The organism is Dermacoccus nishinomiyaensis (assembly GCF_900447535.1).
GTDB classification, from domain to species: domain Bacteria; phylum Actinomycetota; class Actinomycetes; order Actinomycetales; family Dermatophilaceae; genus Dermacoccus; species Dermacoccus nishinomiyaensis.
Map to the genome: position 1 here is coordinate 1,118,598 of NZ_UFXX01000001.1, position 25,531 is coordinate 1,144,128.

Here is a 25,531-nt window from a genome sequence, read left to right on the forward strand (position 1 = left end):
GAGGCTAAAGCGCAAATCTAAATTCCACCACGTCGCCGTCCTGCATGACGTAGTCCTTGCCTTCCATGCGGGCCTTGCCCTTCGCGCGAGCCTCGGCCACCGAACCACACTCGACGAGATCGTCGAATGAGATGATCTCAGCCTTGATGAAGCCCTTCTGGAAGTCGGTGTGGATGACGCCGGCGGCCATGGGCGCCGTCCAGCCCTTGCCGATCGTCCAGGCGCGCGTCTCCTTCGGCCCGGCCGTCAGATACGTCTGCAGCCCGAGCGTGTTGAAACCCTTGTGCGCGAGCTGCTCCAGGCCCGGCTCGGTGATACCGACCGACTCGAGCAGCTCCTTCGCGTCGTCCTCGTCGAGCTCGGCGACCTCGGACTCGAGCTGCGCATTGAGGAAGATCGCCTCCGCCGGCGCGACGAGCGCCTGCATCTCGGCCTGGAACGCCTCGTCCGTCAGCTGCGACTCGTCGACGTTGAACACATAGATGAACGGCTTCGCCGTCAGCAGCCCGAGCTCGCGGATCTCGCTCGTGTCGAAACCGACGGAGCTCAGCGTCTTGCCCTCCTCGAGCACCTTCTGCGCGGCCAGGGCAGCGTCATAGACCGACTTCTCGGTCTTCTTGCCCTTGACCTCCTTCTCCAGACGCGGCACAGCCTTCTCCAGCGTCTGCAGATCGGCGAGGATCAGCTCGGTGTTGATCGTCTCCAGATCCGAACTCGGCGACACCTTGCCGTCGACATGGTGCACGTCGTCATCGACGAACGCGCGCACGACCTGGCAGATCGCGTCCGCCTCACGAATGTTGGCGAGGAACTTGTTCCCCAGCCCCTCCCCCTCGGACGCACCCTTGACGATGCCCGCGATGTCGACGAACGACACCGTCGCCGGCAGGATCGCCGCCGAACCGAAGATCTCCGCGAGCTTCTTCAACCGCGGATCCGGCAACGGCACGACACCGACGTTCGGCTCGATCGTTGCGAAGGGATAGTTGGCAGCGAGCACGTTGTTCTTCGTCAGAGCGTTGAACATGGTCGACTTGCCGACGTTGGGGAGACCGACGATTCCGATGGTAAGAGCCACGAGAGAAGAGTCTACGTGCCACCGCCCGCGCCGGCTTCATCCGACGGACGCCTTCGACATCAGCGGCGCTGACACAATGACGCCATGCTCGTGCACCTGCGTCTCAACGTGCCGACGGACCTCACCGACGCCGTCCGCGACACCCTGAGCGACGACGCCCGCCTCACCAACCTCACCCACCTGCGCGGCGCGTCCCTCAAACCGGCCGGCGACGTCTTCGAAGCCGACGTCGCCCGCGAAGCCGCCACCGCCGTCCTCGACGACCTCAACGCCGTCGGCCTCGGCCACCGCGGCGGCATCGTCATCGACCAACCCCTCGGCACCCCGTTCGACGCCGCGCACGACGTCGAAGAAGCCGCGCACGGCGACCCGGACGACGCCGTCATCTGGCACCTCGTCGAGCGGGAGGCGGAGAAAGCGAGCACACCGACGGCGACCTACCTCGTCTTCCTCTGCATCGCAACAGCCCTCGCGAGCATCGCCGTCATCACCGACTCGGCCGTCCTCGTCGTCGGCGCGATGGTCGTCGGGCCCGAGTTCGCCGTCATAGCCGCGATCTGCACCGGCATCGCCCTCGGACGTTGGCGCCTCGCCGCGCGCAGCGCCGCCACCCTGCTGTGGACATTCGCGTTCGCCATCGTCGTCATCATGCTCGCCGCCCTGCTCGCGGCATCGCTCGACGTCGTCTCGGCCGCCGACGTCACACGCCCCCGCCCTCAGACGGGCTTCATCTGGCGCCCCGACCTGTGGTCGTTCATCGTGGCGCTGCTCGCCGGCACGGCCGGGGTGCTCGCCCTGGCGACCGACAAGACGAGCGCCATGGTGGGCGTCTTCATCTCCGTCACGACGGTGCCCGCCGCCGGAAACCTCGCCCTCGGCCTCGCCATCTTCGACGCGGCCGAGATCACCGGATCCGCCGCGCAGCTCGGGATGAACCTGGCCGGAATGATCATCGCGGGCGTGCTGACGCTCGTCGTGCAACGCCTCGTCTGGCGCCACCTCAGCGACGCCATGCGCCACCGTTCCTCCGAACGGTGGCTACGCGCGCAACTCGGGCCGAGCCCGACCTCACCCGCCGCGGTCGCCACACGGGAGCACTGACCCCGCCACCGCACGGTGGTGACAGGCACCGACCTGGCACCTCCACCGCACACGCAGCGCACCGACAAACCGCGCCGTTCCGGGGTTGTCGGCGGCAGATGCTTGAGTTTCACCCGTGCAGACAACAGCCATCTTCGTGACGTTCGTCGCCGGCCTCGCCCTCGGAGCCCTCGCCATGTGGGTCGCCCTGCGACGCACGGCCGTGACCCCGACGGACGACGTCGCACAGCTCGCCGCGGCGCAGGCCGAGCGCGACGTGCTGCGTGAACGCATCGTCGACCTCGAGGCGACGGTGAGCGACGACGCGCAGACGGCCGCCCTTCTGGGGCCCCTGCGTGACGCCCTGAGCCGCGTCGAGCGCCAGGTCGCGACGCTGGAACGCGACCGTGTCGAGCAGTTCAGCTCTGTCGACGTCGCCCTGCGCCGCGTCACTGCCACGACGGACGAGCTGCGGCGCGAGACCTCATCGCTGGCCGGTTCGCTCAACGCCTCGAGCGTGCGCGGGCAGTGGGGCGAATCGCAGTTGCGGCGCATCCTCGAGCTGTCGGGCATGCTGCGTCGCTGCGACTTCGACGAGCAGTGGCGCGGGCGCAACGACACCGGTGACGACGTGCGCCCCGACGTCGTCGTCCATCTGCCGGGCGAGCGTTCGCTCGTCATCGATGCCAAGGCGCCGCTGAGTGCGTTCCTCGCGGCGCAGGAGGCGGACCTCGACGAACGCGCCCGCAGCGCCGCGTTGGGGCGCCACGCCAAGCAGCTGCGCTCGCACGTCGACACGCTCGCCTCGAAGCGTTACTGGACGGCACTGCCGCAGGCGCCCGCGTTCGTCATCTGCTTCGTGCCGGGCGACGCCATTCTCGCGTCCGCGCTCAATGCCGACCCCGGTTTGCTCGAGGAGGCGATGGAGCGTCACGTCGTGCTCGCCTCGCCGAGCACCCTCATCGCGACGATGCGCAGCGTCAGCGCGATGTGGCAGCAGGCGACGCTCGAGGAGAACGCGCGTGAGCTGCTGACGCTCGGCCGCGAGCTCTACGACCGCATCGGAGTGCTCGCCAAGCACACCCACGATCTCGGCGGCTCGTTGCGACGCAGCGTCGAGGCGTACAACCTGTTCGTCGGCTCGCTCGAGAGCCGCGTGCTCGTCACCGCGCGCCGGATGCACGACCTCGACGTCTCCGCCACCCCGCCGCGTGGCGTCGCGCCCCTCGACGTGACGCCGCGCCCACTCACCCACGAGGCGCTGCTCGAGCCCGTGCTCGCCGAACCCGCGCCGGGCAACCCCTCGGACGAGCGGGGCTGACGGTGCGCGGCCGGGCATGCTGGATGGGATGTCGAAGGCCCCCGCTCCGACACGGAGCGAGGGCCCGGCGCCCGCACGCGTCAGCGTGGCGGCATGTCTCAGTGAAGCGAGTCGGCGCCCTGAACGACCTGCTCGCCGCCGCGCATCGAGTCGGACATGCCGCGCGCCTTGAGGTCACGGCGCAGTTCGTTGGGCAGCGCGAACAGCAGGCTCTCCTCGGCGGCGACGATCGGCTTGACGTCCTCATAGCCGCGGGCGGCGAGGTAGTCGAGCACGCCCCGCACGAGGATCTCCGGCACCGATGCCCCCGAGGTCACACCGACGGTCGTGACCCCGTCGAGCCATGCCTCGTCGAGCTCATCGGCGTAGTCCACGAGGTGCCCGGCGCGCGAACCGTGCTCCAGCGCCACCTCGACGAGACGGACCGAGTTCGACGAGTTGCGCGAGCCGACGACGATCATGAGGTCGCACTCGGGCGCCATCTGCTTGACGGCGAGCTGACGGTTCTGCGTCGCATAGCAGATGTCGTCGCTCGGCGGATCCTGCAGGTGCGGAAACTTCTCGCGCAACCGGCGCACCGTCTCCATCGTCTCGTCGACGCTCAGCGTCGTCTGCGACAACCACACGACGCGCTCCGGGTCGCGCACCTCGACGTTGACGACATCGTCGGGCCCGTCGACGAGCGTGATGTGCTCGGGCGCCTCACCCGCAGTGCCGACGACCTCCTCGTGCCCCTCGTGCCCGATGAGCAGGATGTCGTAGTCCTGGCTCGCGAAGCGCGTGGCCTCGCGGTGCACCTTCGTGACGAGCGGGCATGTGGCGTCGATCGTCTTGAGGCTCAACGCCTTCGCCTCCTCGTGAACGACGGGAGCGACCCCGTGCGCAGAGAAGATGACGGTCGCGCCCTCAGGCACCTGGTCGGTCTCGTCGACGAAGATCGCGCCGCGTTTCTCGAGCGTCGTCACGACATGCTTGTTGTGGACGATCTCCTTGCGCACGTACACCGGCGGGCCGTAGAGGTCGAGAGCCTTCTCGACGGTGATGACGGCCCGATCCACGCCCGCGCAGTATCCGCGCGGCGCGGCCAGGAGAACTCGCTTCGTCTGGGTATCCACGCCCACCATCGTAACGACCACGGCCTCCGAGGCCGAGCGAGTGGGAGCGGCATCACGCGTCGTGGGGTCGCGAACGCGAGCGCCGCAGACTGTTCGCTCCCGCAGAGCGCACCTCACCGCCGCATTCGTCCTTCGCACCCGAGCGTGGCGCCTCGCCCCCGTAGAGTTGCCCCGTGACGAGCACACCCCCAGGCACGGGCACGCCGGCGGGCCTTCCGGCCCTCGCGGGCGACACGACCGCCGAGCAGCCGTGGCCGGTGCGCGTGCTCAGCATGAAGATCGCGCAGTACGTCGATCGCATGTCGCCGCTGTGGGTCGAGGGGCAGATCGTGCAACTCAACATCCGCGCCCGCACGGCGTATTTGACGCTGCGGGACGCCGACGTCGACATGTCCCTCTCCCTCACCGTTCCGACGAACACGCTCAACGCGATGGGCCCCGCGGTTCGTGAAGGGGCGCGCGTCGTCGTGCACGCCAAACCGACGTTCTGGACGAAGCGCGGCAGCCTCATGATGGAGGGCCGCACGATGCGGCCCGTCGGCGAGGGCGAACTGCTCCTGCGCCTCGAACAGCTCAAGCGCACGCTCGCCGCAGAGGGCCTGTTCGCCCCCGACCGCAAACGGCCGCTGCCGTTCCTGCCCCGCGTCATCGGGCTCATCACCGGGCGTGAGGGCGCAGCCGAGAACGACGTCGTCGAGAACGCGCGACGCCGCTGGCCGGCCGCCCACTTCGAGATCCGCCACGTTCCCGTCCAGGGCCCCGACTGCGTCACCGCCGTCAGCGGCGCCCTGCGCGAACTCGACGGTCTCGACCACGTCGACGTCATCGTCATCGCGCGCGGCGGCGGCTCCTTCGAGGACCTGCTCGGGTTCAGCAACGAGACGCTCGTGCGCGCCGTCAGCGCCGCGCGTACGCCCGTCGTCAGCGCCATCGGGCACGACGTCGACACGCCGCTGCTCGATCACGTCGCCGACCGACGCGCCTCGACCCCGACGGACGCCGCCAAGCTCGTCGTACCGGATCTGGCCGCCGAACAGACCGCCCTCGCGCAACACCGCACGCGGCTCAGCCAAGGCCTGCGCGGCCGCTTCGCCGCCGAACGGCGCCACCTCGACTCCCTCGTCGGGCGGCCCGTGCTGCGCGAACCGGGCACCCTCGTCACCCAGCAACGCGACGAGGTCGACCGCCTCACGAACCGCAGCGCCTACGCGATGCGGCAGCGTCTCACCCGCGCGCGCGACCAGATCGCTCACGGGCGCGCCCAGGTGATCGCCCTGTCCCCGCAGAAGACCCTCGACCGCGGGTACGCCGTCGTCCAGCACGCCGACGGCTCCCTCGTCATGGCCCGTGACGACGTCAGCGTCGACGACATCCTCAAGGTGACCGTGTCGCAGGGCAACTTCGCCGTCACGCCCTATAGCGGCAAACCCCGGACGCGCCGAGCGGGGACGCCGGCGACAACGAAGGCGCGCACGGCTGCATCGTCTAAGAAGGCGACGCAGGGCCGCGCGTCCGATGCCCCGAAGACCAAGAAGAAGAATGCACCGGCGACGGCTGACGATGCGACGCCCACCACCCGATCCGAGACCACCGAGGACGACGCATGAGCGACACTCACGAGGCACCCGCGAACGAGGCGTCCGACGACGTCATGAACCACGACTCGACCGATGCCGCCCAGGCCGGCACCCCTGGCACCGTGCCCGCGAGCGCGCCCGACGCCGCGAACGCCGACATCGCGAGCATGGGTTACGAACAGGCTCGCGACGAGCTCGCCCAGATCGTCACGACGCTCGAAGGTGGTCGCGCGCCGCTCGAGGAGAGCATGCGGCTGTGGGAGCGCGGCGAGGCCCTCGCCGATCACTGCACGCGGTGGCTCGACGGGGCACAGTCGCGCATCGAAGAAGCCGTCGCGCGCCGAGAGAACGGCAGCGAAGGAGCCTGACGCGCCGCGCATCTGACACTGCGCACGCCCGGCCTCAGCGGGTCCGAGTTCAGCGTTCCCGACGCTCGCGTTGGCTCACTTCGCGATCTGGCTGTACGGCTTGGCCGCCGCGGCGATCTGCTGCAACTGGGCCCACGAGCCCTTGCCGGTGACGACGGTGTCGAGCCCGGCGAGCGGCTGCGAGCGCACGAGCCCCTTCTGGCCCGACTGCATCTCGACCTTGCGCCAGCTCACGCCCCCGAGGTCGACGCTGCCGGCATCAGAGCCGGATGCGACGTCCTTGATCCAAGCTGCGCCGCCGTCCTTGCGCTGCTGGATCGAGACGTAGTCCTCACCGTCACCCTGATAGCCCGCGCGCCAACGCTCCGCGTGATCCTTGTCGCCCGGCACGATCGCGACGTTGACGGCACGCCACGGCGAACCGAGCCCGTCGGCGACGGCGACGTCCCAGTGCTTCGTCGACGACACCTCGCGCGCGATCTGTGACGCCTGCACGGTGGGCAGTTTCGTGGCCCCCTGACGAGGAATGAGGGCCAAAATCACCAAACAGCCGGCGATACAAGCGATCATGGACAGGACCATGCTCTTGGCGTTTCCCTGCATCCCGCGCCGCTTCGGCGGAGGGGGCGGGGGCATGGCCGGCGCTGACGCAGGCTGTGTCGGCTCGGTGGTCGTGGCCTTCTCGTGCGGGGTACTCACTCCCCCATGTTCGCCGACGCACCTGCGTCAGCGGAAACCGGGGCGGCCCGCCGCCCCGGCCACGCCGCCTCGAGCACCGCGGGAGCCAGCCGCCACACCAGTGCGACATCGAGGAGACACCGACCGTGACATCGAAGCTGCCCACCTACCAGATCCCCGACCGCAACCTGGCGCTCGAACTCGTGCGCGTCACCGAGTCAGCCGCCATGGCCGCCGGCCCCTGGGTGGGTCGTGGCGAGAAGAACCTCGCGGACGGCGCCGCCGTCGAGGCGATGCGCACCCTCATCTCGACGGTGAGCATGAACGGCACCGTCGTCATCGGCGAGGGCGAGAAGGACGAGGCCCCGATGCTGTTCAACGGTGAGCAGGTGGGCGACGGCACGGGCCCCGACGTCGACGTCGCCGTCGACCCGATCGACGGCACGACGCTGACGGCGAAGGGCATGCCGAACGCCGTCTCCGTCCTCGCCGTCAGCGAGCGCGGCTCGATGTACGACCCGAGTGCCGTGTTCTACATGGACAAGCTCGTCACCGGCCCCGAGGCCGCAGACGTCGTCGACATCCGCCTGCCCGTCGCCGAGAACATCCGCCGCATCGCGAAGGCCAAGAACACGACGAACAACGGCGTCACGGTCGTGCTGCTCGATCGCCCGCGCCACGAGCCGCTCGCGCAGGAGATCCGTGACGCCGGCGCGCGCATCAAGTTCATCTCCGACGGTGACGTCGCCGGTGCCATCATGGCCGCCCGCCCCAACACGGGTGTCGACCTGTTGCTCGGCATCGGCGGCACGCCTGAGGGCATCATCACCGCGTGCGCGATCAAGTGCATCGGCGGCGTCATCCAGGGCCGTCTTGCGCCGAAGGACGACGAGGAGAAGCAGCGCGCGCTCGACGCGGGCCACGACGTCAATCGTGTGCTGACGACGAACGATCTCGTCCGCGGCGACAACTGCTTCTTCGTCGCGACGGGCATCACCGACGGTGAACTGCTCAAGGGTGTGCGCTACCGCGAGAACGGCTGCACGACGAGCTCGCTCGTCATGCGCAGCAAGAGCGGTACCGTACGAACCATCGAGGCCGAGCACCGCCTGAGCAAGGTGGCTGAATACGCTTCGGAGCAGTACCAGTAAGTCGGGGCAGCGCATGACGCCGGCCGCGGCGACGAGACGCCAGGAGCCGACGCATGACCCAGCCCAACACCGCCACCACGCTCGTCATCGGTGAGGCCCTCATCGACGTCGTCCATCCTCGCGACGGCGAGAGCGCGGAACACGTCGGTGGCAGCCCGCTCAACGTTGCGGTCGGGCTGTCGCGCCTCGGCCACCCCGCCGTCCTCGCCACGCACCTCGGTGAGGACGAGCGGGGTCACCGCATCCAGCGCCTGCTCACCGACGAGGGCGTCGAGCTGACGGTCGCGAGCTTCGACCTCGACGCCACGTCGACAGCTCAGGCCCACCTCGATGACGACGGCGCCGCGACGTACGACTTCGCCATCGACTGGCCGGCGGTCACGGGCCTGCCGACGGATGTCGCGCACGTCCACACCGGCTCGATCGGCGCCTCGCTCACCCCGGGCTCCGCGTCGGTCTTCGAGGCTTTGAAGGCCGCTCACGCGTCCGCGACGACGTCGTTCGACCCGAACGTGCGCCCCTCCCTCATGGGCAGCCCCGACGACGAGCGCGAGCGCGTCGAGCAGTTCTGCGGGTACGTCGATGTCATCAAGTCCTCCGACGAGGACGCGCAGTGGCTCTACCCGGGCCGCAGCGTCGAGGAGATCGCCGAGTTGTGGGCCGGCCTCGGGCCGCGACTCGTCATCATCACCCGCGGCGGTGACGGAGCGCACGTCCGCCTCGCCGAGAGCGGCACCTTCGAGGTGGCCGGGCGCTCCGTCGAGGTCGCCGACACCGTCGGCGCCGGCGACTCGTTCATGTCAGGGCTCATCTCGGGGCTGCTCGACCTCGGGCTGCTCGGCGGTGTCGAGGCCCGTCAGCGCCTCGCGCACGCCCGCGAGGACGACGTGCGCCCCGCCCTCGTGCGCGCCATCGCCACATCCTCGACGACGGTGACGCGCGCCGGCTCGAACCCGCCCACGCGTGAAGAGATCGCCGGCCTCTGAGCTCGCACCAGGTCTCGACGCTTGCGCCAGTGCACCCGGCGCACAACCACGGCCCGACGGCGACACAGCACAGCCATGCCGAGCACCGTCCTTGCGAGGGCAGCGTCCTTGCAACGCAGCCCCACCGCGCAGTATTCGGATGCCGCACGAACACAGCACGAGGGCCCGCATCGTCACCGATGCGGGCCCTCGACCTCTACTGGAGCGTGACCTCAACCGATGCTCGGGGTGAACCCAAGCATGAGGCTCACATCAACGCTCAGACGTCCGTTCCTCCGGAGATGGCGCCGCGGGCGTCACGCTCCTTGGCACGCTGCAGCGCGGCCTTGCGCTGCTTCTCCGAGTTCGCCGCGATCTGGGTGGCCTTCTCCTCGTTGCGCGTGTAGTTGTGGCCCGATTCCGGGTCGAACACGTGCATGTGTGCCGGGTCGAACGCGAACTCGACCTCGTCGCCCTCGAAGATCTGCGAGCGAGCGTCGAGGTTGACGACGAGCTGGCTGCGAGCGCCTTCACCGTCGAGGTCCTTCTCGAGCGCGTCGAGGTGCTGCTTCGCGGCCGGGTCCTGCTCGAACGGGATGTAGGCGTACTGCTCGTTGCCGAGCCACTCCGTCTGGTCGACGACGGCCTTGAACGTCGCACCACCGGAGACCGGGTTGACCTCGGCGTCCTTGATGTACTCGGGGCGGATGCCGACGATGACGATGTCCTTGCCCGCGACGTCGCGGGCAAGCTGCTCCGTCATCGGCACGGTCGCGAACGGCAGGCGCAGCGTGGTGCCCTCGACGCGTGCGGGTACGAAGTTCATCGGCGGCGAGCCGATGAAGCCCGCGACGAAGAGGTTGGCGGGCTGTTCGTACAGCTCGCGCGGGCTCGCGCACTGCTGCAGCACGCCCTTCTTCAGCACGGCGACGCGGTCACCGAGCGTCATGGCCTCGGTCTGGTCGTGCGTGACGTAGATCGTCGTGATGCCGAGGCGACGCTGCATGCGCGCGATCTCCGTCCGCATCTGCCCGCGCAGCTTGGCGTCGAGGTTCGACAGCGGCTCGTCGAACAGGAACGCGTCGGCGTCGCGGACGATCGCGCGGCCCATCGCGACACGCTGACGCTGACCACCGGAGAGGTTGCCGGGCTTGCGCTCGAGGTGCTCGTCGAGTTCGAGCATCTTGCTCGCCTCGCGCACCTTGCGCTGGATCTCGTCATCGCTCACCTTGCCCTTGTTGAGCCGCAGCGGGAACGCGATGTTCTCGAACACCGTCAGGTGCGGGTAGAGGGCGTAGTTCTGGAACACCATCGCGAGGTTGCGGTCGCGCGGTGCGAGGTCGTTGACGCGCGTGCCGTTGATCTCGAGGTCACCGGAGGTGATGTCCTCGAGGCCGACGACCATGCGCAGCAGCGTCGACTTACCGCAGCCGGACGGGCCGACGAGGATCATGAACTCGCCGTCGGCGATGTCGAGGCTGACGTCGTTGACGGCCGGGAATCCGTCGCCGTACTTCTTGACGATGTTCTTGAGCTGGATGCTGGACATGAGGTGTCTCTCCTAAAGAGGCGGGCGTCAGCCCTTGACGGCGCCGGAGGTGAGGCCGGAGACGATCCGACGCTGGAAGATCAGGACGAGGATGATGACGGGGATCGTCACGATGACGGCGGCCGCGGCGATGGCGCCCGTCGGCTGCGTGAACTGGCTGGCGCCGGTGAAGAAGCTCAGCGCGGCGGGCACCGTGCGGGCGTTGCCCGACGTCAGCGAGATGGCGAACACGAAGTCGTTCCACGCCGTGAAGAACGTGATGATGGCCGTCGTGAAGACACCCGGGCCGGCGAGCGGCGCGATGACCTTGCGGAACGCCTGCCACGACGTCGCACCGTCGACCTGGGCGGCCTGCTCCATCTCCCACGGGATCTGCTGGAAGAACGCGGACAGTGTCCAGATCGCCAGCGGCAGCGTCAGCGCGAGGTACGGGATGACGAGGCCGGGGATCGTGTCGAACAGCCCGATCTGACGCCACATGTTGAACAGCGGCGTCACCATCGCGATGACGGGGAAGAACGAGACGGCGAGCGCCATCGTCAGGATCATCTTCTTGCCCGGGAAGTCGAGGCGGGCGATCGCGTAGGCGCAGAACGTCGCGAGGATGACAGAGATCAGCGTGGCGAGCAGCGACACCACGATCGAGTGCCACAGCGCCGGCATGAACAGGTCGGACGCCCCGCCCTTGAGGATCAACTCGTAGTTGTCCCAGCTCGGGTGCGTCGGGAAGAAGTTGCCGAAGCTGTTCTCCTTGCCCGTCGTGTCCGTGAGGGCGGCGTCGCTCTTGAGCGACAGCGCGAAGATCCACACGAGCGGCAGCAGCGTCCAGATCATGACGGGGATGGCGAAACCGAACATCCCCCACTTGGCCTTGTTCGAGACGTTGGTTTCCATCAGTTGTTCCTCCCGGCAGCGAGGTCGACCTTGAAGCCCTTGACGAAGATCGCCGCGATGATGAGCACGCAGAGGAAGAGGATGACGGCGAGGGCGGAGCCCATGCCGATCTCCACGCGATCGATCGCCTCACGGGAGACGAGCATCGAAAGGCTCGTCGTGTCATTGGCGCCGCCGGTCATGACGTACGGGTTGTCGAAGATGCGGAAGGCGTCGAGCGTGCGGAACAGCAGGGCGACCATGATGGCGGCCTTCATGTTCGGCAGGATCACCTTCGTGAGGCGCTGCCACCAGGTGGCGCCGTCGACCTTGGCGGCCTCCTCCATCGAGGAGTCGACCTGTGCGAGGCCCGTCAGCAGCAGCAGTGACATGAACGGCGTCGTCTTCCAGATCTCCGACAGGCAGATGACGAACAGCGAGCTGCCCCGCTGACCGAACCAGTCGTAGTCGAGCGGGAACGAGCCGAACGTCAGGGTGTGCAGCCAGTGGTTGACGAAGCCGGTGCTGACGTCGAAGCCGAACTTCCACGCGAACGCGGAGACGACCGTGATGATCGCGTACGGCAGCAGGACGACGGTGCGCAGCGTGCGTCGTGGCATGACGATCTTGTTCATGAGCATCGCGATGGCGAAGCCGAGGATCAGCTCGACGACGACCGTGACGATCGTGATGATGAGCGTCGTGCCCATGGCGTTCCAGAACAGCGAGTCCTTGAGCGCGGAGGCGTAGTTCTGGAACCACACGAACTTCTTGCCCGCCGGGTCGGTGAGGCGGTACTTGAAGAACGACAGGTACAGCGCGTTGAGGATCGGGTACAGCGTCACGAGACACATGACGACGAACGCCGGCCCCGCGAGCTTCCACCCGAGGTTGCGCTCGGCGCGTGCGCGATCGGAGAGCGGCGCCTTCTTGCGCTTCGCCCCCGTTGCGACACCGGTGGCCGCACTCTTCTCCATGGATGCAGCGGTACTCACAGCAGGGCCTTCCCCTTCAGGACGTCGAGGATGAACTTCTGGGCCTCGGCCGGAGTGTTCGGCGTCACCTTCGACGGCGGCGAGAACTGCTGCTGCAGAGCCCCGGAGATGTCGCCCCAGTAGGGCGAGAGCGGACGCGGCACGGCCTTGTCCAGCGAGGTGCGGATCTGGGCGGCGATCCCGTTCGGGAAGGCCTTCTTGACGTCCGCCGAGTCGTACGAGGCCTTGCGGCTGCTCGGGTTGCCCGAGGCAACCATGTACGCCGTCGTGTTCTTCTCGTTCGTGATGCACTCCGCCGCCTGGTAGGCGAGGTCGGTGTGCTTCGAGTTCTTGCCGACGGCGAGCTGGATACCACCGAACGGAGGCGCGGCGTCGTGCGAGGCGTCGGTGCGCGGGTAGACCGCGGCCGCCACGTCCTCGGCCACCTTCGGCGCGGCCTTCTGGATGGCACCGTAGGAGTAGGGCCAGTTGACGAGGAAACCGCCGCTCGGCGACTGGAACAGCGTCAGCGACGCCGTCTCGTCGGACGAACCGATCGCGGGGCCGCCGACGCCCGACGTCGCGACCTTGTTGATGATCGACGCGGCCTTCTTGCCGGCGTCCGAGTCGAGGCCGAGCTTGATGTTCTCGTACGTCGCACTCGGGTCCTCGACGATCTTGCCGCCGCCGCCCGCGACGAGCGCGTTGATCCACACGGCGTAGCCCTCGTAGAGCTTGCCCTGGACGCCGACGTTCGTCTTCGTCTTCTTCGCGGCGTCGATGACCTGATCCCACGTCACCGGCTTGCTCATGTCGAGACCGGCCTTCTGCGCGACCGACTTCTTGTACCAGAGCAGCTGCGTGTTCGCCCAGAACGGCACGGACGTCAGCTTGCCCTTGTACATCGAGGCGTCGATGGAGCTCTGGACGCGGTCCTCCGTGAAGTTCTTCTGCATCGACTCCGGCACGGGCGCGAGGTAGCCCGCAGCAGCGAACTCGGTGACGAACGCCGGGTCGGTGCTCATGAGGTCCATCGAGCTGTCGCCCGCGGCGAGGCGACGCAGCAGCTGCGTGCGCTGGTCGGAGGCCGAGTTCGGCAGCAGCTCGACCTTGATCTTGTACTTGCCGCCGGAGGCCTTCGTGCAGTTCGCGGCGAGTGTGGCCTGGCCACCCTTGGAGGCGTCGGAGTTGCCGACGTCCGGGTTGATGTACCAGGTCAGCGTGGGCGTGCCGCCCCCGCTGTCGCCACCGCACCCGGCGAGCGCGGTCGTCGCGAGCATCGCCATCGATGCTGCGGCAGCCACTCGCCTGCGTGACTTGGATGTGTTCATGAACACCGCTCCATCCTTGTTAATCGACAACTCATCATCCACGCACGCTGTGATGGGCGCCATACCCGCGCCGCCATGGAGACCAAACGGTTATTGAGCCGTTACACGATCGCGCGATCAGGGGTGCTACGTTCGCCCTCCCCGCCTGCGATCTGCGTCCACATCTGCGATTTTCGTCAGCATTCACACCCCACCCGCGCATGCCCTGACGGCGGCGCCGCCGGCTCGTCGGGCCGCAGCCGCGTCGCGCTCCGATAGTCTCCACGCATGGCTGATTTCGCGTACTCCGACCTGCTGCCCACCGGCGAGGACACGACCACCTACCGCAAGCTGACGAGCGACGGGGTGCGCACGCTCGAGGGCCCCGGCGGGCGTACCTTCCTCGAGGTCGACCCCTCGGCCCTGGAGACGTTGTCGGCCACCGCGATGCACGACATCGCGCACTATCTGCGTACGTCTCACCTCGCGCAGCTGCGCAAGATCCTCGACGACCCCGAGGCGAGCAACAACGACAAGTTCGTCGCGCTCGACCTGCTCAAGAACGCGAACATCGCGGCGGCGGGCGTCCTGCCCATGTGTCAGGACACGGGCACGGCGATCGTCATGGGCAAGAAGGGTTCGCAGGTGCTCGTCGCGCGTGACGAGCACGACCCCGCTCCCGACGAGGCGTCGCTCGCGGAGGGCGTCTACGACGCGTACACGAAACTCAATCTGCGCTACAGCCAGATGGCGCCGCTGACGATGTGGGACGAGAAGAACACCGGCTCGAACCTGCCCGCGCAGATCGAGATCTACGCCGACAGCCAGCCGGGCCACGAGACCACCTACAAGTTCCTCTTCATGGCCAAGGACGGCGGCAGCGCCAACAAGTCGTTCCTGTACCAGGAGACGAAGGCTATCCTCAACCCCAAGCGCATGCTCGAGTTCCTCGACGAGAAGCTGCGCAGCCTCGGCACCGCCGCGTGCCCGCCGTACCACCTCGCCGTCGTCATCGGCGGCACGAGCGCCGAGTTCGCGCTCAAGACCGCGAAGTACGCGAGCGCGAAGTACCTCGACGAGCTGCCGACGTCCGGTGACGCCGCCACCGGCCACGGCTTCCGCGACCCGGAGCTCGAGGAGCAGATCCTCGAACTGACGCGCAACTTCGGCATCGGCGCGCAGTTCGGCGGCAAGTACTTCTGTCACGACGTGCGCGTCGTCCGCCTCCCGCGCCACGGCGCGTCGCTGCCCGTCGCGATCGCCGTCAGCTGCTCGGCCGACCGTCAGGTGCTCGGCAAGATCACGCGCGAGGGCGTGTTCATCGAGCAGCTCGAGACCGACCCGGCGCAGTTCCTGCCCGACGTCACCGAGGCGCACCTCATCGAGAGCGGCGACGAGGCAACCGGCGCGGGCTCGACCGGCAAGGGCGCCGCCGTCGACATCGACCTGAGCCGCCCGATGGACGAGATCCGCGCCGAGCTGAGCAAGCATCCCGTCAAGACTCGCCTTTCGCTGACGGGGACGCTCGTCGTCGCGCGCGACATCGCGCACGCGAAGATCAAGGAGCGCCTCGACGCCGGCGAGGAGATGCCGCAGTACCTCAAGGACCACCCGGTCTACTACGCAGGCCCCGCGAAGACGCCGGAGGGCATGGCGTCCGGTTCGTTCGGGCCGACGACGGCCGGGCGCATGGATTCGTACGTCAAGCAGTTCCAGGCCGCCGGCGGCTCGATGGTGATGCTCGCCAAGGGCAACCGCAGCGCCCAGGTGACGGAGGCCTGCCAGGAGTACGGCGGGTTCTACCTCGGCTCGATCGGCGGCCCGGCCGCGCGTCTCGCCCTCGACTGCATCAAGAAGGTCGAGGTGCTCGAATACCCTGAGCTCGGCATGGAGGCCGTGTGGAAGATCGAGGTCGAGAACTTCCCCGCGTTCATCGTCGTCGACGACAAGGGCAACGACTTCTTCGCCGCCACGGCGAAGCCCACCGCCATGACCATCACCACCCGCCCCGGCCTGAGCTGACGGCGCCGACGTCATCACCAAGGAGCCACCATGAGCAGCACCCTCACGCCGCAGCAGGCCTGGGACACCCTCGTCGAGGGCAACCGACGCTTCGTCTCCGGCACGACGCAGCGCCCGCACAGTGACGGCGAGCGCCGGCGCGAGCTCGTCGCCGGGCAGGCACCCCAGGCCGTCATCTTCGGGTGCGGCGACTCCCGCGTGCCGGCCGAGATGATCTTCGACCAGGGCCTCGGCGATCTGTTCGTCGTGCGCACCGCGGGCCACGTGCTTGACCCCAGCGTGCTCGGCTCGATCGAGTTCGGCACCGAGGTGCTGCGCGCACCGCTCGTCGTCGTGCTCGCGCACAAGAGCTGCGGCGCCATCAACGCGACGCTCGCCGCCGAGGAGACCGGCGACATGCCGCCGGGGTACCTCCACACGATCATCGAGCGCGTCATGCCGTCGATCCTGCACGGGCGCAAGCACGGGCTGACGACCGGCGAGCAGTTCGAGGCCGAGCATGCCCGGGCGACGAGCGAGCTCCTCCCCCAGCGCAGTCAGCTGATCCGTGATCGCATCGACGCCGGCCGGCTCGCCGTCGTCGCCGTGCACTACGACATCGGTGAGGGCGAGGCGCACGTCGTCGGCACCCTGGGTGACATCACGGCCTGATCGTCCGCCGTTGTCGCCATGCCGCCATCCCCAGCGGGTGGCGGCACGCCTGATGTCGCGGCACGCACAGGCTGCTGTGCGCCCCTCCCGGGCCACTCGCACACTCCGGGGCCTCGGGAGGGCCCGCAGGGACGTTCGGCCCTGACGCGGCGGGCCGGCTCGGCCTACCGTCAGTGGTGACCCGACGTCTTGTCCGGGAACCCGCCGACGAAATGAGCCGTCATGCCCAAGCCCGCCGTTCGCGTTGCCGTCAGCGGAGCCGCTGGCGCCATCGGTTACAGCCTCCTCTTCCGCATCGCCGCGGGTGAACTGCTCGGCCCCGACCAGCCCGTAGAGCTGCGCCTGCTCGAGGTCGACGAAGCGCTCCGCAAGCTGGAGGGCACCGTCATGGAGCTGCAGGACTGCGCGTTCCCAATGCTCGCAGGCACGGAGACCGGCTCCGACGCGCGCCGCATGTTCGACGGCGTCAGTCACGCGCTGCTCGTCGGCGCGAAGCCGCGCGGGCCGGGCATGGAGCGCGGCGACCTGCTCGAGGTCAACGGCCACATCTTCGGCCCGCAGGGAGAGGCGCTCAACGACGCTGCCGCCGATGAAGTGCAGGTCACCGTCACCGGCAACCCGGCGAACACGAACTGCCTCATCGCGATGCATGCGGCACGTGACATCCCGAACGAACGCTTCAGCGCGCTGACGCGCCTCGACCAGAACCGCGCCGTCGCGCAGCTCGCCGCGAAGACGGGTGCGAGCGTCACCGACATCCACGACGTCATCATCTGGGGCAACCACAGCGCCACGCAGTACCCGGACGTCACGCACGCGACGATCCATGGCCGTGCCGCGCGCCTCGAGGTGGGCGATGACGCCTGGCTCAACGACGTCTTCATCCCGACGGTCGCGAAGCGCGGCGCCGCGATCATCGACGCCCGAGGCGCGTCGTCAGCGGCGAGCGCCGCGAGCGCGACGATCGATCACGCCCGCGACTGGGCTCTCGGCACCGACCGGATCGTCGCCATGGCCGTGCCGTCGGACGGCTCCTACGGCGTGCCCGAGGGGCTCGTGTCGAGCTTCCCCGTCACCGTCACCGAGCGCGCCTGGCGGATCGTTCCCGACCTCACGATCGACGAGTTCAGCCGCGCCCGCATCGACGCGAGCGTCGCCGAGCTCGAGAGCGAGCGCGACGCCGTCCGCGCACTCGGGCTCATCTGAGCCCAACGACTCGCGGCGGCGCGTCAGGAGACCAGGGGGTTCCTGACGCGCCGACGTGCATCCCACGAACAGTAGGGCCCGAGCGACCGGCGCCGTCTGACGTAGCCGGCACGACTGGTGCACCGCAGGACGTCACAGCGTCATGACGAGCTACCGACGAACCTCACCATCCGGTCGAACGCCTCGTCGAGCTCATCGCTCGCGACAGCGAGGCTCATCCGCATGAACCGGTGCCCGTCGACGGGGTCGAAGTCGATCCCGGGGGTGATGGCGACGCCCGTCGCGGCGAGCACGTCGGCGCACCAGCGCACGGAGTCGTCGGTGAGGTGCGTGACGTCGCACCAGGCGTAGAACGCGCCGTCCGGTGGCGCGTAGGTCGTCACCCCGATCTCGGGAAGGCGCCGCTGCACCAACTCACGATTGCGCCGGTACGTCTCGACGTGCCCCTCCAGCTCACCGCGTGCCGCCTCGCCGAGGGCCGCGAGCGCCGCATGCTGTGACACGGCCGGCGGGCAGATCGTGAGATTCGAGGCGAGAATGGCGACGCGTCGGCGCAGGTGCGCGGGCACGAGCATCCACCCGACGCGCCAACCCGTCATGGAGAAGAACTTCGACACCGAACCGATGACGGCGCCCTGGCGCGACGTCTGCCACGCGCTCGACGTCGCGCGCCCGAACGAGATGCCGTGGTAGATCTCGTCGCTGACGAGCAGCACGCCGTGCGCGTCGCACCAGCGCGCGATGGCTGCGAGTTCGTCCGCGTCGATGATCGTGCCCGTCGGGTTGGCGGGGCTCGCGACGACGAGCCCCTTCGGCGCGGCGCCGCGCGCGACACGTTCCGCCTCGAGCATCGCGACGGTGGGTTGGTAGCGCACCTCGGCGCCGCACGCGAGCTCCACGGCGGACATCCCCAGCGCCCGCAGCGTGTTGCGGTAGGCGGGGTAGCCCGGGCGGGTCATCCACACCTCGTCGCCGCCGTCGAACGCAGCGAGGAACAGCAGCGTGAACGCGCCCGACGACCCGGTCGTGACGATGACGTCGTCAGCACTCACGTCGTCGACGCCGAGGTCGCGGTGATACGCGGCGATCGCCTCACGCAGCGGCCGGATGCCGACCGTCTCGGTGTACCCGAGCGCATCGGCCTCGATCGCCGCGGCAGCCGCCTCCCGGGCTGCGCGCGGCGCGCCCGTCGAGGGCTGGCCGGCGCACAGGCTGATGACGTCGCCGTGCGTACGCTGACGTTCCGCTGCCGCGGCGAGCACCTCCATGACGTGGAACGGCTCGACGTCGCTGCGTCGACTCGGCTGGGCGGCTGGCAGGCTCATGCCTGCCACTGTGACACACCCCGCACGCGTGACGGCCGTCGGCGCTGTCCGTCAGCTCCCGTCGACAGCTCGCCGGGCCACCACACGACTGGGAGGCACACGACTGCGCCCAGATGCACCCGGGTGCATCTGGGCGCAGGACGAAAGCGCGCAGCCGGCAGTTCAGTCGATCGACAGCTCGCGCTTGACGACGTCGGCGAGGTGCGTCGCGACGGCCTGCGCGCGTTCGGCGGTGTCGGCCTCGACCATGACGCGCACGACCGGTTCGGTGCCCGACTTGCGCAGCAGCACGCGCCCGGCGCCGGCGAGGTCGCTCTCGGCGGCGCGCACAGCGGCCTGCACGCCGTCGTGCGAATCGACGGCCGACTTGTCGACCCCCTTGACGTTGATGAGCTTCTGCGGCATCCGCTGCATGACGGCGCCGAGCTGGGCGAGCGAGCGCCCACTCGAGGCCACGCGGGCAGCAAGGAGCAGGCCCGTGAGCACGCCGTCACCGGTCGTGCCGTGGTCGAGTGCGATGACGTGCCCCGACTGCTCGCCCCCGAGCGAGTACGACCCGCGGCGCATCTCCTCGAGCACGTAGCGGTCGCCGACACCGGTCTGCTTGACGGCGATGCCCTCGCGCTCCATCGCCTTGATCATGCCGAGGTTGCTCATGACCGTCGCGACGAGCGTGTCCTCGGCGAGCACGCCGCGCTCCTTGAGGTCGAGCGCGAGGATCGCCATGATTTGGTCACCGTCGACCACCTCACCCGTTCCGTCGACGGCGAGGCAGCGGTCCGCGTCACCGTCGAAGGCCACACCGAAGTCGGCTCCATTCGCGACGACCGCTTCCTGCAGCTTCTCCAGGTGCGTCGAGCCGTAGCCGTCGTTGATGTTGAGCCCGTCCGGCGTCGCACCGATGACGACGACGTCCGCGCCCGCGCGGCGGAACACCTCGGGCCCGACGACGGAGGCCGCGCCGTGCGCGCAGTCGACGACGATCTTGAGGCCCTCGAGGCGGTGCGGAAGCGCGCCGAGCAGGTGACCGATGTACTTCTCACCGCCCTCGGCGTAGGGATGCACACGACCGACCGACGCACCCGTCGGACGCTCGTACTCCTCGTGCAGGTGCGCCTCGATCGCGTCCTCGAGCGCGTCGGGCAGCTTGTGGCCGCCGCGGCTGAAGAACTTGATGCCGTTGTCTGGCATAGCGTTGTGCGAGGCCGACAGCATCGCGCCGAGGTCGGCGTTCATCGTCGCCGTCAGGTAGGCGATGGCCGGCGTCGGCAGCACGCCCGCGTCGTAGACGTCGACGCCCGCGCTCGCGAGCCCGGCGACGGTGGCCGCACCGAGGAACTCCCCCGACGCGCGCGGGTCGCGTCCGACGACGGCGACAGGACGCTCGTGATCGGCCGAGACCTCCCCGGCCTCGACGAGTACCCGTGCTGCTGCGACGGACAGCCCGAGTGCGAGCTCTGCCGTGACGTCCTGGTTGGCGACGCCACGCACACCGTCAGTGCCGAACATGCGGCCCATGTGCCCCTCCTGAGGTCTTCGGAATCTCTCTCCACAATACGCGGCGGTACGCGAATCGCTCCGCACCCGGCGCATGGGCCGGATACGGAGCGATTCGAGCAGTGCAGCGCGTGGATCAGCGCTTGCTGAACTGCGACGCCTTGCGGGCCTTCTTGAGGCCGGCCTTCTTGCGCTCCGGAACGCGTGCGTCACGCGTGAGGAAGCCGGCCTTCTTGAGGATCGGACGGTTCAGCTCTTCGTCGACGCCGTTCAGCGAACGGGCGACGCCGAGGCGAACGGCACCGGCCTGGCCCGAGGGGCCACCGCCGTGCACGCGCACGAGGACGTCGTACGCACCGTCCAGCTCGAGCACCGTGAGGGGCTCGTTGACGATCTGCTGGTGCACCTTGTTCGGGAAGTACTCCTCGAGGGTGCGGCCGTTGATCTTCCACTCGCCCGTACCGGGGACGATGCGGACGCGGGCGATGGCCTGCTTGCGGCGGCCGGTCGCGGCGCCGGGCGCGGAAGCGGACGGGCGACGAACCTCGCCGTTCTCGCCGACGGGGCCGGTCGACTCGCTCGTGTATTCGGTCAGCTGCGGCTCGTCCGTCTCGAGGACGTCGAGCTCAACGTTCTGGTCTGCCACGGTTCTCCTAAGAATTCAGCAGCGCGCGCGATTACTGCGCGACCTGGGTGATCTCGAACGGCTTGGGCTGCTGCGCGGCGTGCGGGTGCTCGGCACCGCGGTACACCTTGAGCTTGGCGATCTGGGCGCGGCCCAGCTTCGTCTTGGGCAGCATGCCTCGGACGGCCTTCTCGACGGCCTTCTCCGGGTCCTTCGCCATGAGCTCCGTGTAGGAGGTCGAGGTCAGACCGCCGGGGAAGCCCGAGTGACGGTAGGCCTTCTTCTTCTCGAGCTTGGCGCCGGTGAGGGCGACCTTGTCGGCGTTGATGATGATGACGAAGTCACCGGTGTCGATGTGCGGCGCAAACGTGGGCTTGTGCTTGCCACGCAGCAGCGATGCAGTCTGGGACGCGAGGCGACCCAGAACGACGTCGGTGGCGTCGATGACGTGCCAGGTGCGGTCAGCCTGAGCCGACTCCTGGTTGGGGGTGAACGTACGCACGGTCGTTCCCTTCGTTCTGTCGTTGACGATGGGCGGCCACTTCGTGCGCGGTCACCGCCCGGGCGACAGCCCGCATGCGACCAGCTGCGACGAAGCAACAGTCAACCAGTCTACGGCAGATGCACACCCGGTCGAAATCGTGCAGTCATGACGTATCCCCTTGCGCCGCAATGTCTTTCACGGATCGCCACACCCGTCGATCGACGCGCTCCGGGTCGATCGCACAACTATTGTGCAAAATGGACGCCTCCGTCGTCGCGCCATCGACTCCGGTAGCCTCGGGCCATGAACACGGCCGCGGGCAGCGACCCCTACCGCGTCATCGCCCATCCGATGCGTTCGCGCATCCTCGCGCACCTGCGTCTGCACGGCGGTTCGACGTCTGCCGAACTGGCCCGAGCCCTCGGCACGCACACCGGGGCGACGAGCTACCACGTGCGCGTGCTCGAGGGCGCAGGCCTGGTCGAGGACACCGGGCTCGGCAACGCGAAGACGCGCGTCTGGGCTCTCGTCGACGAATCGGACGACACCGATGACGCGAATCCCAGCGATGCCCTCGAGTTCCTCGACGACGCCGACGCCGAAGACGCGCGCTGGCTTGAGCACGACTTCATCACGCACGTCAGTGAGCGCGCCCACGCCTGGGTCGACGAGCAGGACGCCTGGCCCTACGTGTGGCAGGACGAGTGCCGCGCGTTCGACTCCCCCGTCCTCGTGAGCGAGGAGCAGATGAGCGCTCTGCGCTCCGAGATGGAGGCGCTTCTTGCGCGGTATCGCCGAGCCGGCGCAGGCACCCCGGGTGCGCGACGGGTCGCCGTCACCGTCGTCCCGCTGCCGCTGCCGAACGTCACGTGAGCACCGGCCCAGGCGAGCTCCATGACCGGCCGATGAATGCGAGCGAACGGGCCGAATCTACGCGTCCTGACACTCGCGTCCGGCCACTCCGCTCGTATTCGCCGCGCTGACGTCGAGGCAGCGGTCGCGATGGGCTCAGGTTGCCCCATCGAGGTCAGCCGCCGAACGCATGACGCGCGACGCCGCATCGCGCGCCGCGAACTGATCGGGACTCGGGTAGCTGACCTCCTCGAGGCACAGCCCGTGCGGCGGCATGACGACGACGCCCGGGTCGCGTCGCCCCGCAGTCAGTACCTGCGCGGGCCAGTCGATCGGGCGACGCCCCTCCCCCACCGGCACGACGCCGCCGATGAGGGCCCGCACCATCGAGTGGCAGAACGCGTCGGCCTCCAACCGCGCGGTGAGCACGCCGTCCGTCTCGCGCGTCCACGCGTAGTCGAGCAGCGTGCGGATCGTCGTCGCACCCTCGCGGGGCTTGCAGTAGGCCGCGAAGTCGTGCAACCCGACGAGCAGGGCCGACGCGGCGTTCATCGCGTCGACGTCCAGGTTTCGCTTGACGACGACGGTGTCGCGCCGGCGAAGCGGGTCGAGGCGCGCCGCATCGTCGAGCAGGCGATAGCTGTAGCGGCGCTTCAGCGCCGAGAAGCGAGCATCGAAACTCGCGGGCTGCTCACTGGCGGCCTTGACGACGACGTCCCCCGCCAGGACGCCGTTGAGGCGCGTGACGAGCGCCTGGGCGGGCGCACGCTCGCTTCGCCCCGGCAGCGCAGCCCACGCGTCGGCGTCGATGTCGCCGTGGCACACCCCACCGCGCGCGTGGACGCCGGCGTCGGTGCGCCCGGCCACCGTCAGTCGGACATCGTCGCGGCGCAGGACGCGCGTGAGCGCACCCGTCAGTTCTCCCTCGACAGTGCGACGTCCGGGCTGGCGGGCCCACCCCGAGAAGTCGGTGCCGTCGTAGGCGAAGTCGATCCTGAAACGCATGCCGCCCAACCTATCCCGCGAACTCGACCACGGACGCGACGATGCCCGCCTCCCCCGAGGGGGAAGCGGGCATCGTGCGTGACAGGTCGATCAGGCGTCGCCGTCAGCCTTCGAGGCACCGCCGGACGTCTCCGTCGCGGCAGGGGTCACGGGCGTGACGTCCGCTGCCGGAGCGGCCGCAGCGTCTTCCTTGACCGCGCGCTTCGTGGCGGCCTCGGCCTCCTTGACCGTCGACTGCTTCGCGGAGTAGGCCTCGCGAACCAGTTCGATGACGACCATGGGGGCGTTGTCGCCCTTGCGCGGCGCGATCTTGGTGATGCGCGTGTAGCCGCCGGGACGCTCGGCCATGTCGGGTGCGATCTCCGTGAAGAGACGGTGCACGGCCGACTTGTCCGAGATCTTGCGCATCACGCGTCGACGCGAGGCGAGGTCGCCGCGCTTGCCGAACGAGATGAGGCGCTCGGCGTACGGACGCAGGCGCTTGGCCTTCGCCTCCGTCGTCGTGACGCGGTCGTGGGTGAACAGCTGAGTGGCCATGTTGGCCATGATCAGCCGCTCGTGCGACGGGCTGCCGCCGACGCGGGCGCCCTTCGTGGGGGTAGGCATGTTTTCTCCTTGGTCTACCGGTCAGCTGCGAGAATGCTCAACTCAGCGAGCAGGCTCACCGCTGTACCGAAAAGCTGCTCAGTACTGCTCGTCCTCGGCGAGGTCCGCGCCGTCGGAGTCCTCGTCGTAGCGGTCGGCGATGACGCTGGCGTCGAACCCGGGCGGGCTGTCCTTCAGCTGAAGGCCCATGTCGCGCAGCTTGTCGGCGACCTCGTGGATCGACTTCGAACCGAAGTTGCGAATGTCGAGCAGGTCGGCCTCGCTGCGGGACACGAGTTCACCCACGGTGTGGATGCCCTCGCGCTTGAGGCAGTTGTAGGAGCGGACGGTGAGGTCGAGGTCCTCGATCGGCAGAGCGAGGTCCTCGGCGAGCGCTGCGTCGGTCGGGGACGGACCCATGTCGATGCCCTCGGCCTCGACGTTGAGCTCACGCGCGAGACCGAACAGCTCGACGAGCGTGGAGCCGGCCGAAGCCATGGCGTCACGCGGGGCCATCGAGTTCTTCGTCTCGACGTCGACGATGAGCTTGTCGAAGTCGGTGCGCTGCTCGACACGCGTGGCCTCGACCTTGTAGGTCACGGCCAGCACCGGCGAGTAGATGGAGTCGACCGGGATGCGGCCGATCTCCTGCTCCGCCGACTTGTTCAGCGCCGCCGAGACGTAGCCGCGGCCGCGCTCGACCGTCAGCTCCATCTCGATGCTGCCCTTGTCGTTCAGCGTCGCGATCTCGAGGTCGGGGTTGTGCACCTCGACACCGGCCGGGGGCGCGATGTCAGCAGCGGTGACGACACCCGCGCCCTGCTTGCGCAGGTACATCACGACGGGCTCGTCGTGCTCCGAGGAGACGACCAGACCCTTGATGTTGAGGATGACCTCGGTGACGTCTTCCTTGACGCCGGGGATCGTCGAGAACTCGTGCTGGACGCCGTCGATGCGGATGCTGGTGACGGCGGCACCCGGGATGCTCGAGAGCAGGGTGCGGCGGAGCGAGTTGCCGAGCGTGTAGCCGAAACCCGGCTCCAGGGGCTCGATGACGAACCGCGAACGGCTCTCGGAAACCACGTCCTCGGAGAGCGTGGGGCGCTGTGCGATGAGCACTCTCGTTGTCCTTTCCTACGGCGACCACTATTTGACGCCGGGTGAACGAGCAGGAATCGAGTCCTGCGCCGGTGCGAGCTCTGTCTCTCGGACCGGCAGGTGGAAGGTGGCGCCTCACGCG

General features: G+C 68.7%; 24 protein-coding genes. 10 read left to right on the forward strand and 14 right to left on the reverse strand.

Annotated elements, in window-relative coordinates; translation table 11 throughout:
* Window positions 1–4: 4 nt before the first annotated feature.
* A complete protein-coding gene (gene ychF / locus DYE07_RS05275; protein WP_006946293.1) occupies window positions 5–1,078 on the reverse strand; it encodes a redox-regulated ATPase YchF in 1,074 nt (357 codons plus the stop codon).
* 84 nt (window positions 1,079–1,162) lie between these two features.
* On the opposite strand from ychF, the gene DYE07_RS05280 reads away from it, so the two are divergent.
* Window positions 1,163–2,179, forward strand: coding sequence for a DUF389 domain-containing protein (locus DYE07_RS05280; protein ID WP_115296504.1), 1,017 nt, complete (start codon window positions 1,163–1,165; stop codon window positions 2,177–2,179).
* 115 nt (window positions 2,180–2,294) lie between these two features.
* Entirely contained in the window at window positions 2,295–3,479 is a 1,185-nt protein-coding gene (locus DYE07_RS05285) for a DNA recombination protein RmuC (protein ID WP_038567159.1), read from the forward strand.
* Window positions 3,480–3,577: 98 nt separating this feature from the next.
* Here the strand turns inward: DYE07_RS05285 and DYE07_RS05290 are convergent, their stop codons facing one another.
* Entirely contained in the window at window positions 3,578–4,603 is a 1,026-nt protein-coding gene (locus DYE07_RS05290; RefSeq protein ID WP_115296505.1) for a 4-hydroxy-3-methylbut-2-enyl diphosphate reductase, read from the reverse strand.
* Between the two features lie 164 nt (window positions 4,604–4,767).
* Between DYE07_RS05290 and xseA the strand changes: the two genes are divergently transcribed.
* Together xseA and DYE07_RS05300 are read left to right on the forward strand one after the other, a co-directional pair.
* The gene (gene xseA, locus DYE07_RS05295) at window positions 4,768–6,201 is read left to right on the forward strand and encodes an exodeoxyribonuclease VII large subunit (protein WP_115296506.1); all 1,434 of its coding nucleotides are present in this window, start codon (window positions 4,768–4,770) and stop codon (window positions 6,199–6,201) included.
* Complete coding sequence (locus DYE07_RS05300) at window positions 6,198–6,539, forward strand: exodeoxyribonuclease VII small subunit (protein WP_115296507.1); 342 nt, start codon at window positions 6,198–6,200, stop codon at window positions 6,537–6,539. The genes xseA and DYE07_RS05300 overlap by 4 nt, the downstream gene beginning before the upstream one ends.
* Before the next feature lie 75 nt (window positions 6,540–6,614).
* Here DYE07_RS05300 and DYE07_RS05305 read toward each other — a convergent pair whose 3' ends face one another.
* On the reverse strand, window positions 6,615–7,175 hold the full coding sequence (locus DYE07_RS05305) for a DUF4245 family protein (protein WP_082740954.1): 561 nt from the start codon (window positions 7,173–7,175) through the stop codon (window positions 6,615–6,617).
* 188 nt (window positions 7,176–7,363) lie between these two features.
* On the opposite strand from DYE07_RS05305, the gene glpX reads away from it, so the two are divergent.
* Window positions 7,364–8,368, forward strand: a complete 1,005-nt coding sequence (gene glpX / locus DYE07_RS05310; protein WP_006946101.1) for a class II fructose-bisphosphatase — start codon at window positions 7,364–7,366, stop codon at window positions 8,366–8,368.
* A gap of 53 nt (window positions 8,369–8,421) precedes the next feature.
* Window positions 8,422–9,354, forward strand: coding sequence for a carbohydrate kinase family protein (locus tag DYE07_RS05315; RefSeq protein WP_115296508.1), 933 nt, complete (start codon window positions 8,422–8,424; stop codon window positions 9,352–9,354).
* A gap of 259 nt (window positions 9,355–9,613) precedes the next feature.
* Here the strand turns inward: DYE07_RS05315 and DYE07_RS05320 are convergent, their stop codons facing one another.
* Genes DYE07_RS05320 through DYE07_RS05335 form a run of 4 tightly spaced genes read right to left on the reverse strand, consistent with a single transcriptional unit; the run spans window position 9,614 to window position 14,060 of the window.
* Entirely contained in the window at window positions 9,614–10,882 is a 1,269-nt protein-coding gene (locus DYE07_RS05320) for an ABC transporter ATP-binding protein (RefSeq protein ID WP_074045768.1), read from the reverse strand.
* Window positions 10,883–10,909: 27 nt separating this feature from the next.
* Window positions 10,910–11,776, reverse strand: coding sequence for a carbohydrate ABC transporter permease (locus DYE07_RS05325; protein ID WP_006946055.1), 867 nt, complete (start codon window positions 11,774–11,776; stop codon window positions 10,910–10,912).
* Window positions 11,776–12,732, reverse strand: a complete 957-nt coding sequence (locus DYE07_RS05330) for a carbohydrate ABC transporter permease (RefSeq protein WP_006946255.1) — start codon at window positions 12,730–12,732, stop codon at window positions 11,776–11,778. The genes DYE07_RS05325 and DYE07_RS05330 overlap by 1 nt, the downstream gene beginning before the upstream one ends.
* 14 nt (window positions 12,733–12,746) lie before the next feature.
* Complete coding sequence (locus DYE07_RS05335; protein WP_040014836.1) at window positions 12,747–14,060, reverse strand: extracellular solute-binding protein; 1,314 nt, start codon at window positions 14,058–14,060, stop codon at window positions 12,747–12,749.
* 267 nt (window positions 14,061–14,327) lie between these two features.
* Between DYE07_RS05335 and DYE07_RS05340 the strand changes: the two genes are divergently transcribed.
* The 3 genes from DYE07_RS05340 (at window position 14,328) to DYE07_RS05350 (ending at window position 17,918) form a co-directional block, all read left to right on the forward strand.
* Window positions 14,328–16,061, forward strand: coding sequence for a fumarate hydratase (locus tag DYE07_RS05340; protein ID WP_115296509.1), 1,734 nt, complete (start codon window positions 14,328–14,330; stop codon window positions 16,059–16,061).
* A 30-nt stretch (window positions 16,062–16,091) separates the two neighbouring features.
* Window positions 16,092–16,712: a carbonic anhydrase gene (locus DYE07_RS05345; protein ID WP_006946116.1), complete on the forward strand. Its 621-nt coding sequence runs from the start codon at window positions 16,092–16,094 to the stop codon at window positions 16,710–16,712.
* 222 nt (window positions 16,713–16,934) lie between these two features.
* A complete protein-coding gene (locus DYE07_RS05350) occupies window positions 16,935–17,918 on the forward strand; it encodes a malate dehydrogenase (protein ID WP_115296510.1) in 984 nt (327 codons plus the stop codon).
* Window positions 17,919–18,058: 140 nt separating this feature from the next.
* Here DYE07_RS05350 and DYE07_RS05355 read toward each other — a convergent pair whose 3' ends face one another.
* The 4 genes from DYE07_RS05355 to rplM all read right to left on the reverse strand — a co-directional run bounded on the left by DYE07_RS05355 (window position 18,059) and on the right by rplM (window position 21,867).
* Window positions 18,059–19,243, reverse strand: a complete 1,185-nt coding sequence (locus DYE07_RS05355; protein ID WP_115296511.1) for an aminotransferase class I/II-fold pyridoxal phosphate-dependent enzyme — start codon at window positions 19,241–19,243, stop codon at window positions 18,059–18,061.
* A gap of 162 nt (window positions 19,244–19,405) precedes the next feature.
* Window positions 19,406–20,761, reverse strand: coding sequence for a phosphoglucosamine mutase (gene glmM, locus DYE07_RS05360; protein WP_038567134.1), 1,356 nt, complete (start codon window positions 20,759–20,761; stop codon window positions 19,406–19,408).
* A gap of 115 nt (window positions 20,762–20,876) precedes the next feature.
* Window positions 20,877–21,386, reverse strand: a complete 510-nt coding sequence (gene rpsI, locus DYE07_RS05365) for a 30S ribosomal protein S9 (protein WP_006946115.1) — start codon at window positions 21,384–21,386, stop codon at window positions 20,877–20,879.
* A 31-nt stretch (window positions 21,387–21,417) separates the two neighbouring features.
* The gene (gene rplM, locus DYE07_RS05370; RefSeq protein WP_006946227.1) at window positions 21,418–21,867 is read right to left on the reverse strand and encodes a 50S ribosomal protein L13; all 450 of its coding nucleotides are present in this window, start codon (window positions 21,865–21,867) and stop codon (window positions 21,418–21,420) included.
* A 285-nt stretch (window positions 21,868–22,152) separates the two neighbouring features.
* On the opposite strand from rplM, the gene DYE07_RS05375 reads away from it, so the two are divergent.
* Window positions 22,153–22,722 (forward strand): helix-turn-helix domain-containing protein, encoded by a 570-nt coding sequence (locus tag DYE07_RS05375; RefSeq protein WP_115296512.1) that lies wholly within the window; start codon window positions 22,153–22,155, stop codon window positions 22,720–22,722.
* A 135-nt stretch (window positions 22,723–22,857) separates the two neighbouring features.
* Here DYE07_RS05375 and truA read toward each other — a convergent pair whose 3' ends face one another.
* The 3 genes from truA to DYE07_RS05390 all read right to left on the reverse strand — a co-directional run bounded on the left by truA (window position 22,858) and on the right by DYE07_RS05390 (window position 25,410).
* Complete coding sequence (gene truA, locus DYE07_RS05380; RefSeq protein WP_115297084.1) at window positions 22,858–23,706, reverse strand: tRNA pseudouridine(38-40) synthase TruA; 849 nt, start codon at window positions 23,704–23,706, stop codon at window positions 22,858–22,860.
* A 90-nt stretch (window positions 23,707–23,796) separates the two neighbouring features.
* Window positions 23,797–24,312 carry a 50S ribosomal protein L17 gene (gene rplQ, locus DYE07_RS05385; RefSeq protein ID WP_062258623.1) on the reverse strand — a complete coding sequence of 172 codons (516 nt, stop codon included), beginning with the start codon at window positions 24,310–24,312 and terminating at the stop codon, window positions 23,797–23,799.
* A gap of 78 nt (window positions 24,313–24,390) precedes the next feature.
* The gene (locus tag DYE07_RS05390) at window positions 24,391–25,410 is read right to left on the reverse strand and encodes a DNA-directed RNA polymerase subunit alpha (protein WP_115296513.1); all 1,020 of its coding nucleotides are present in this window, start codon (window positions 25,408–25,410) and stop codon (window positions 24,391–24,393) included.
* Between the last annotated feature and the right edge of the window lie 121 nt (window positions 25,411–25,531).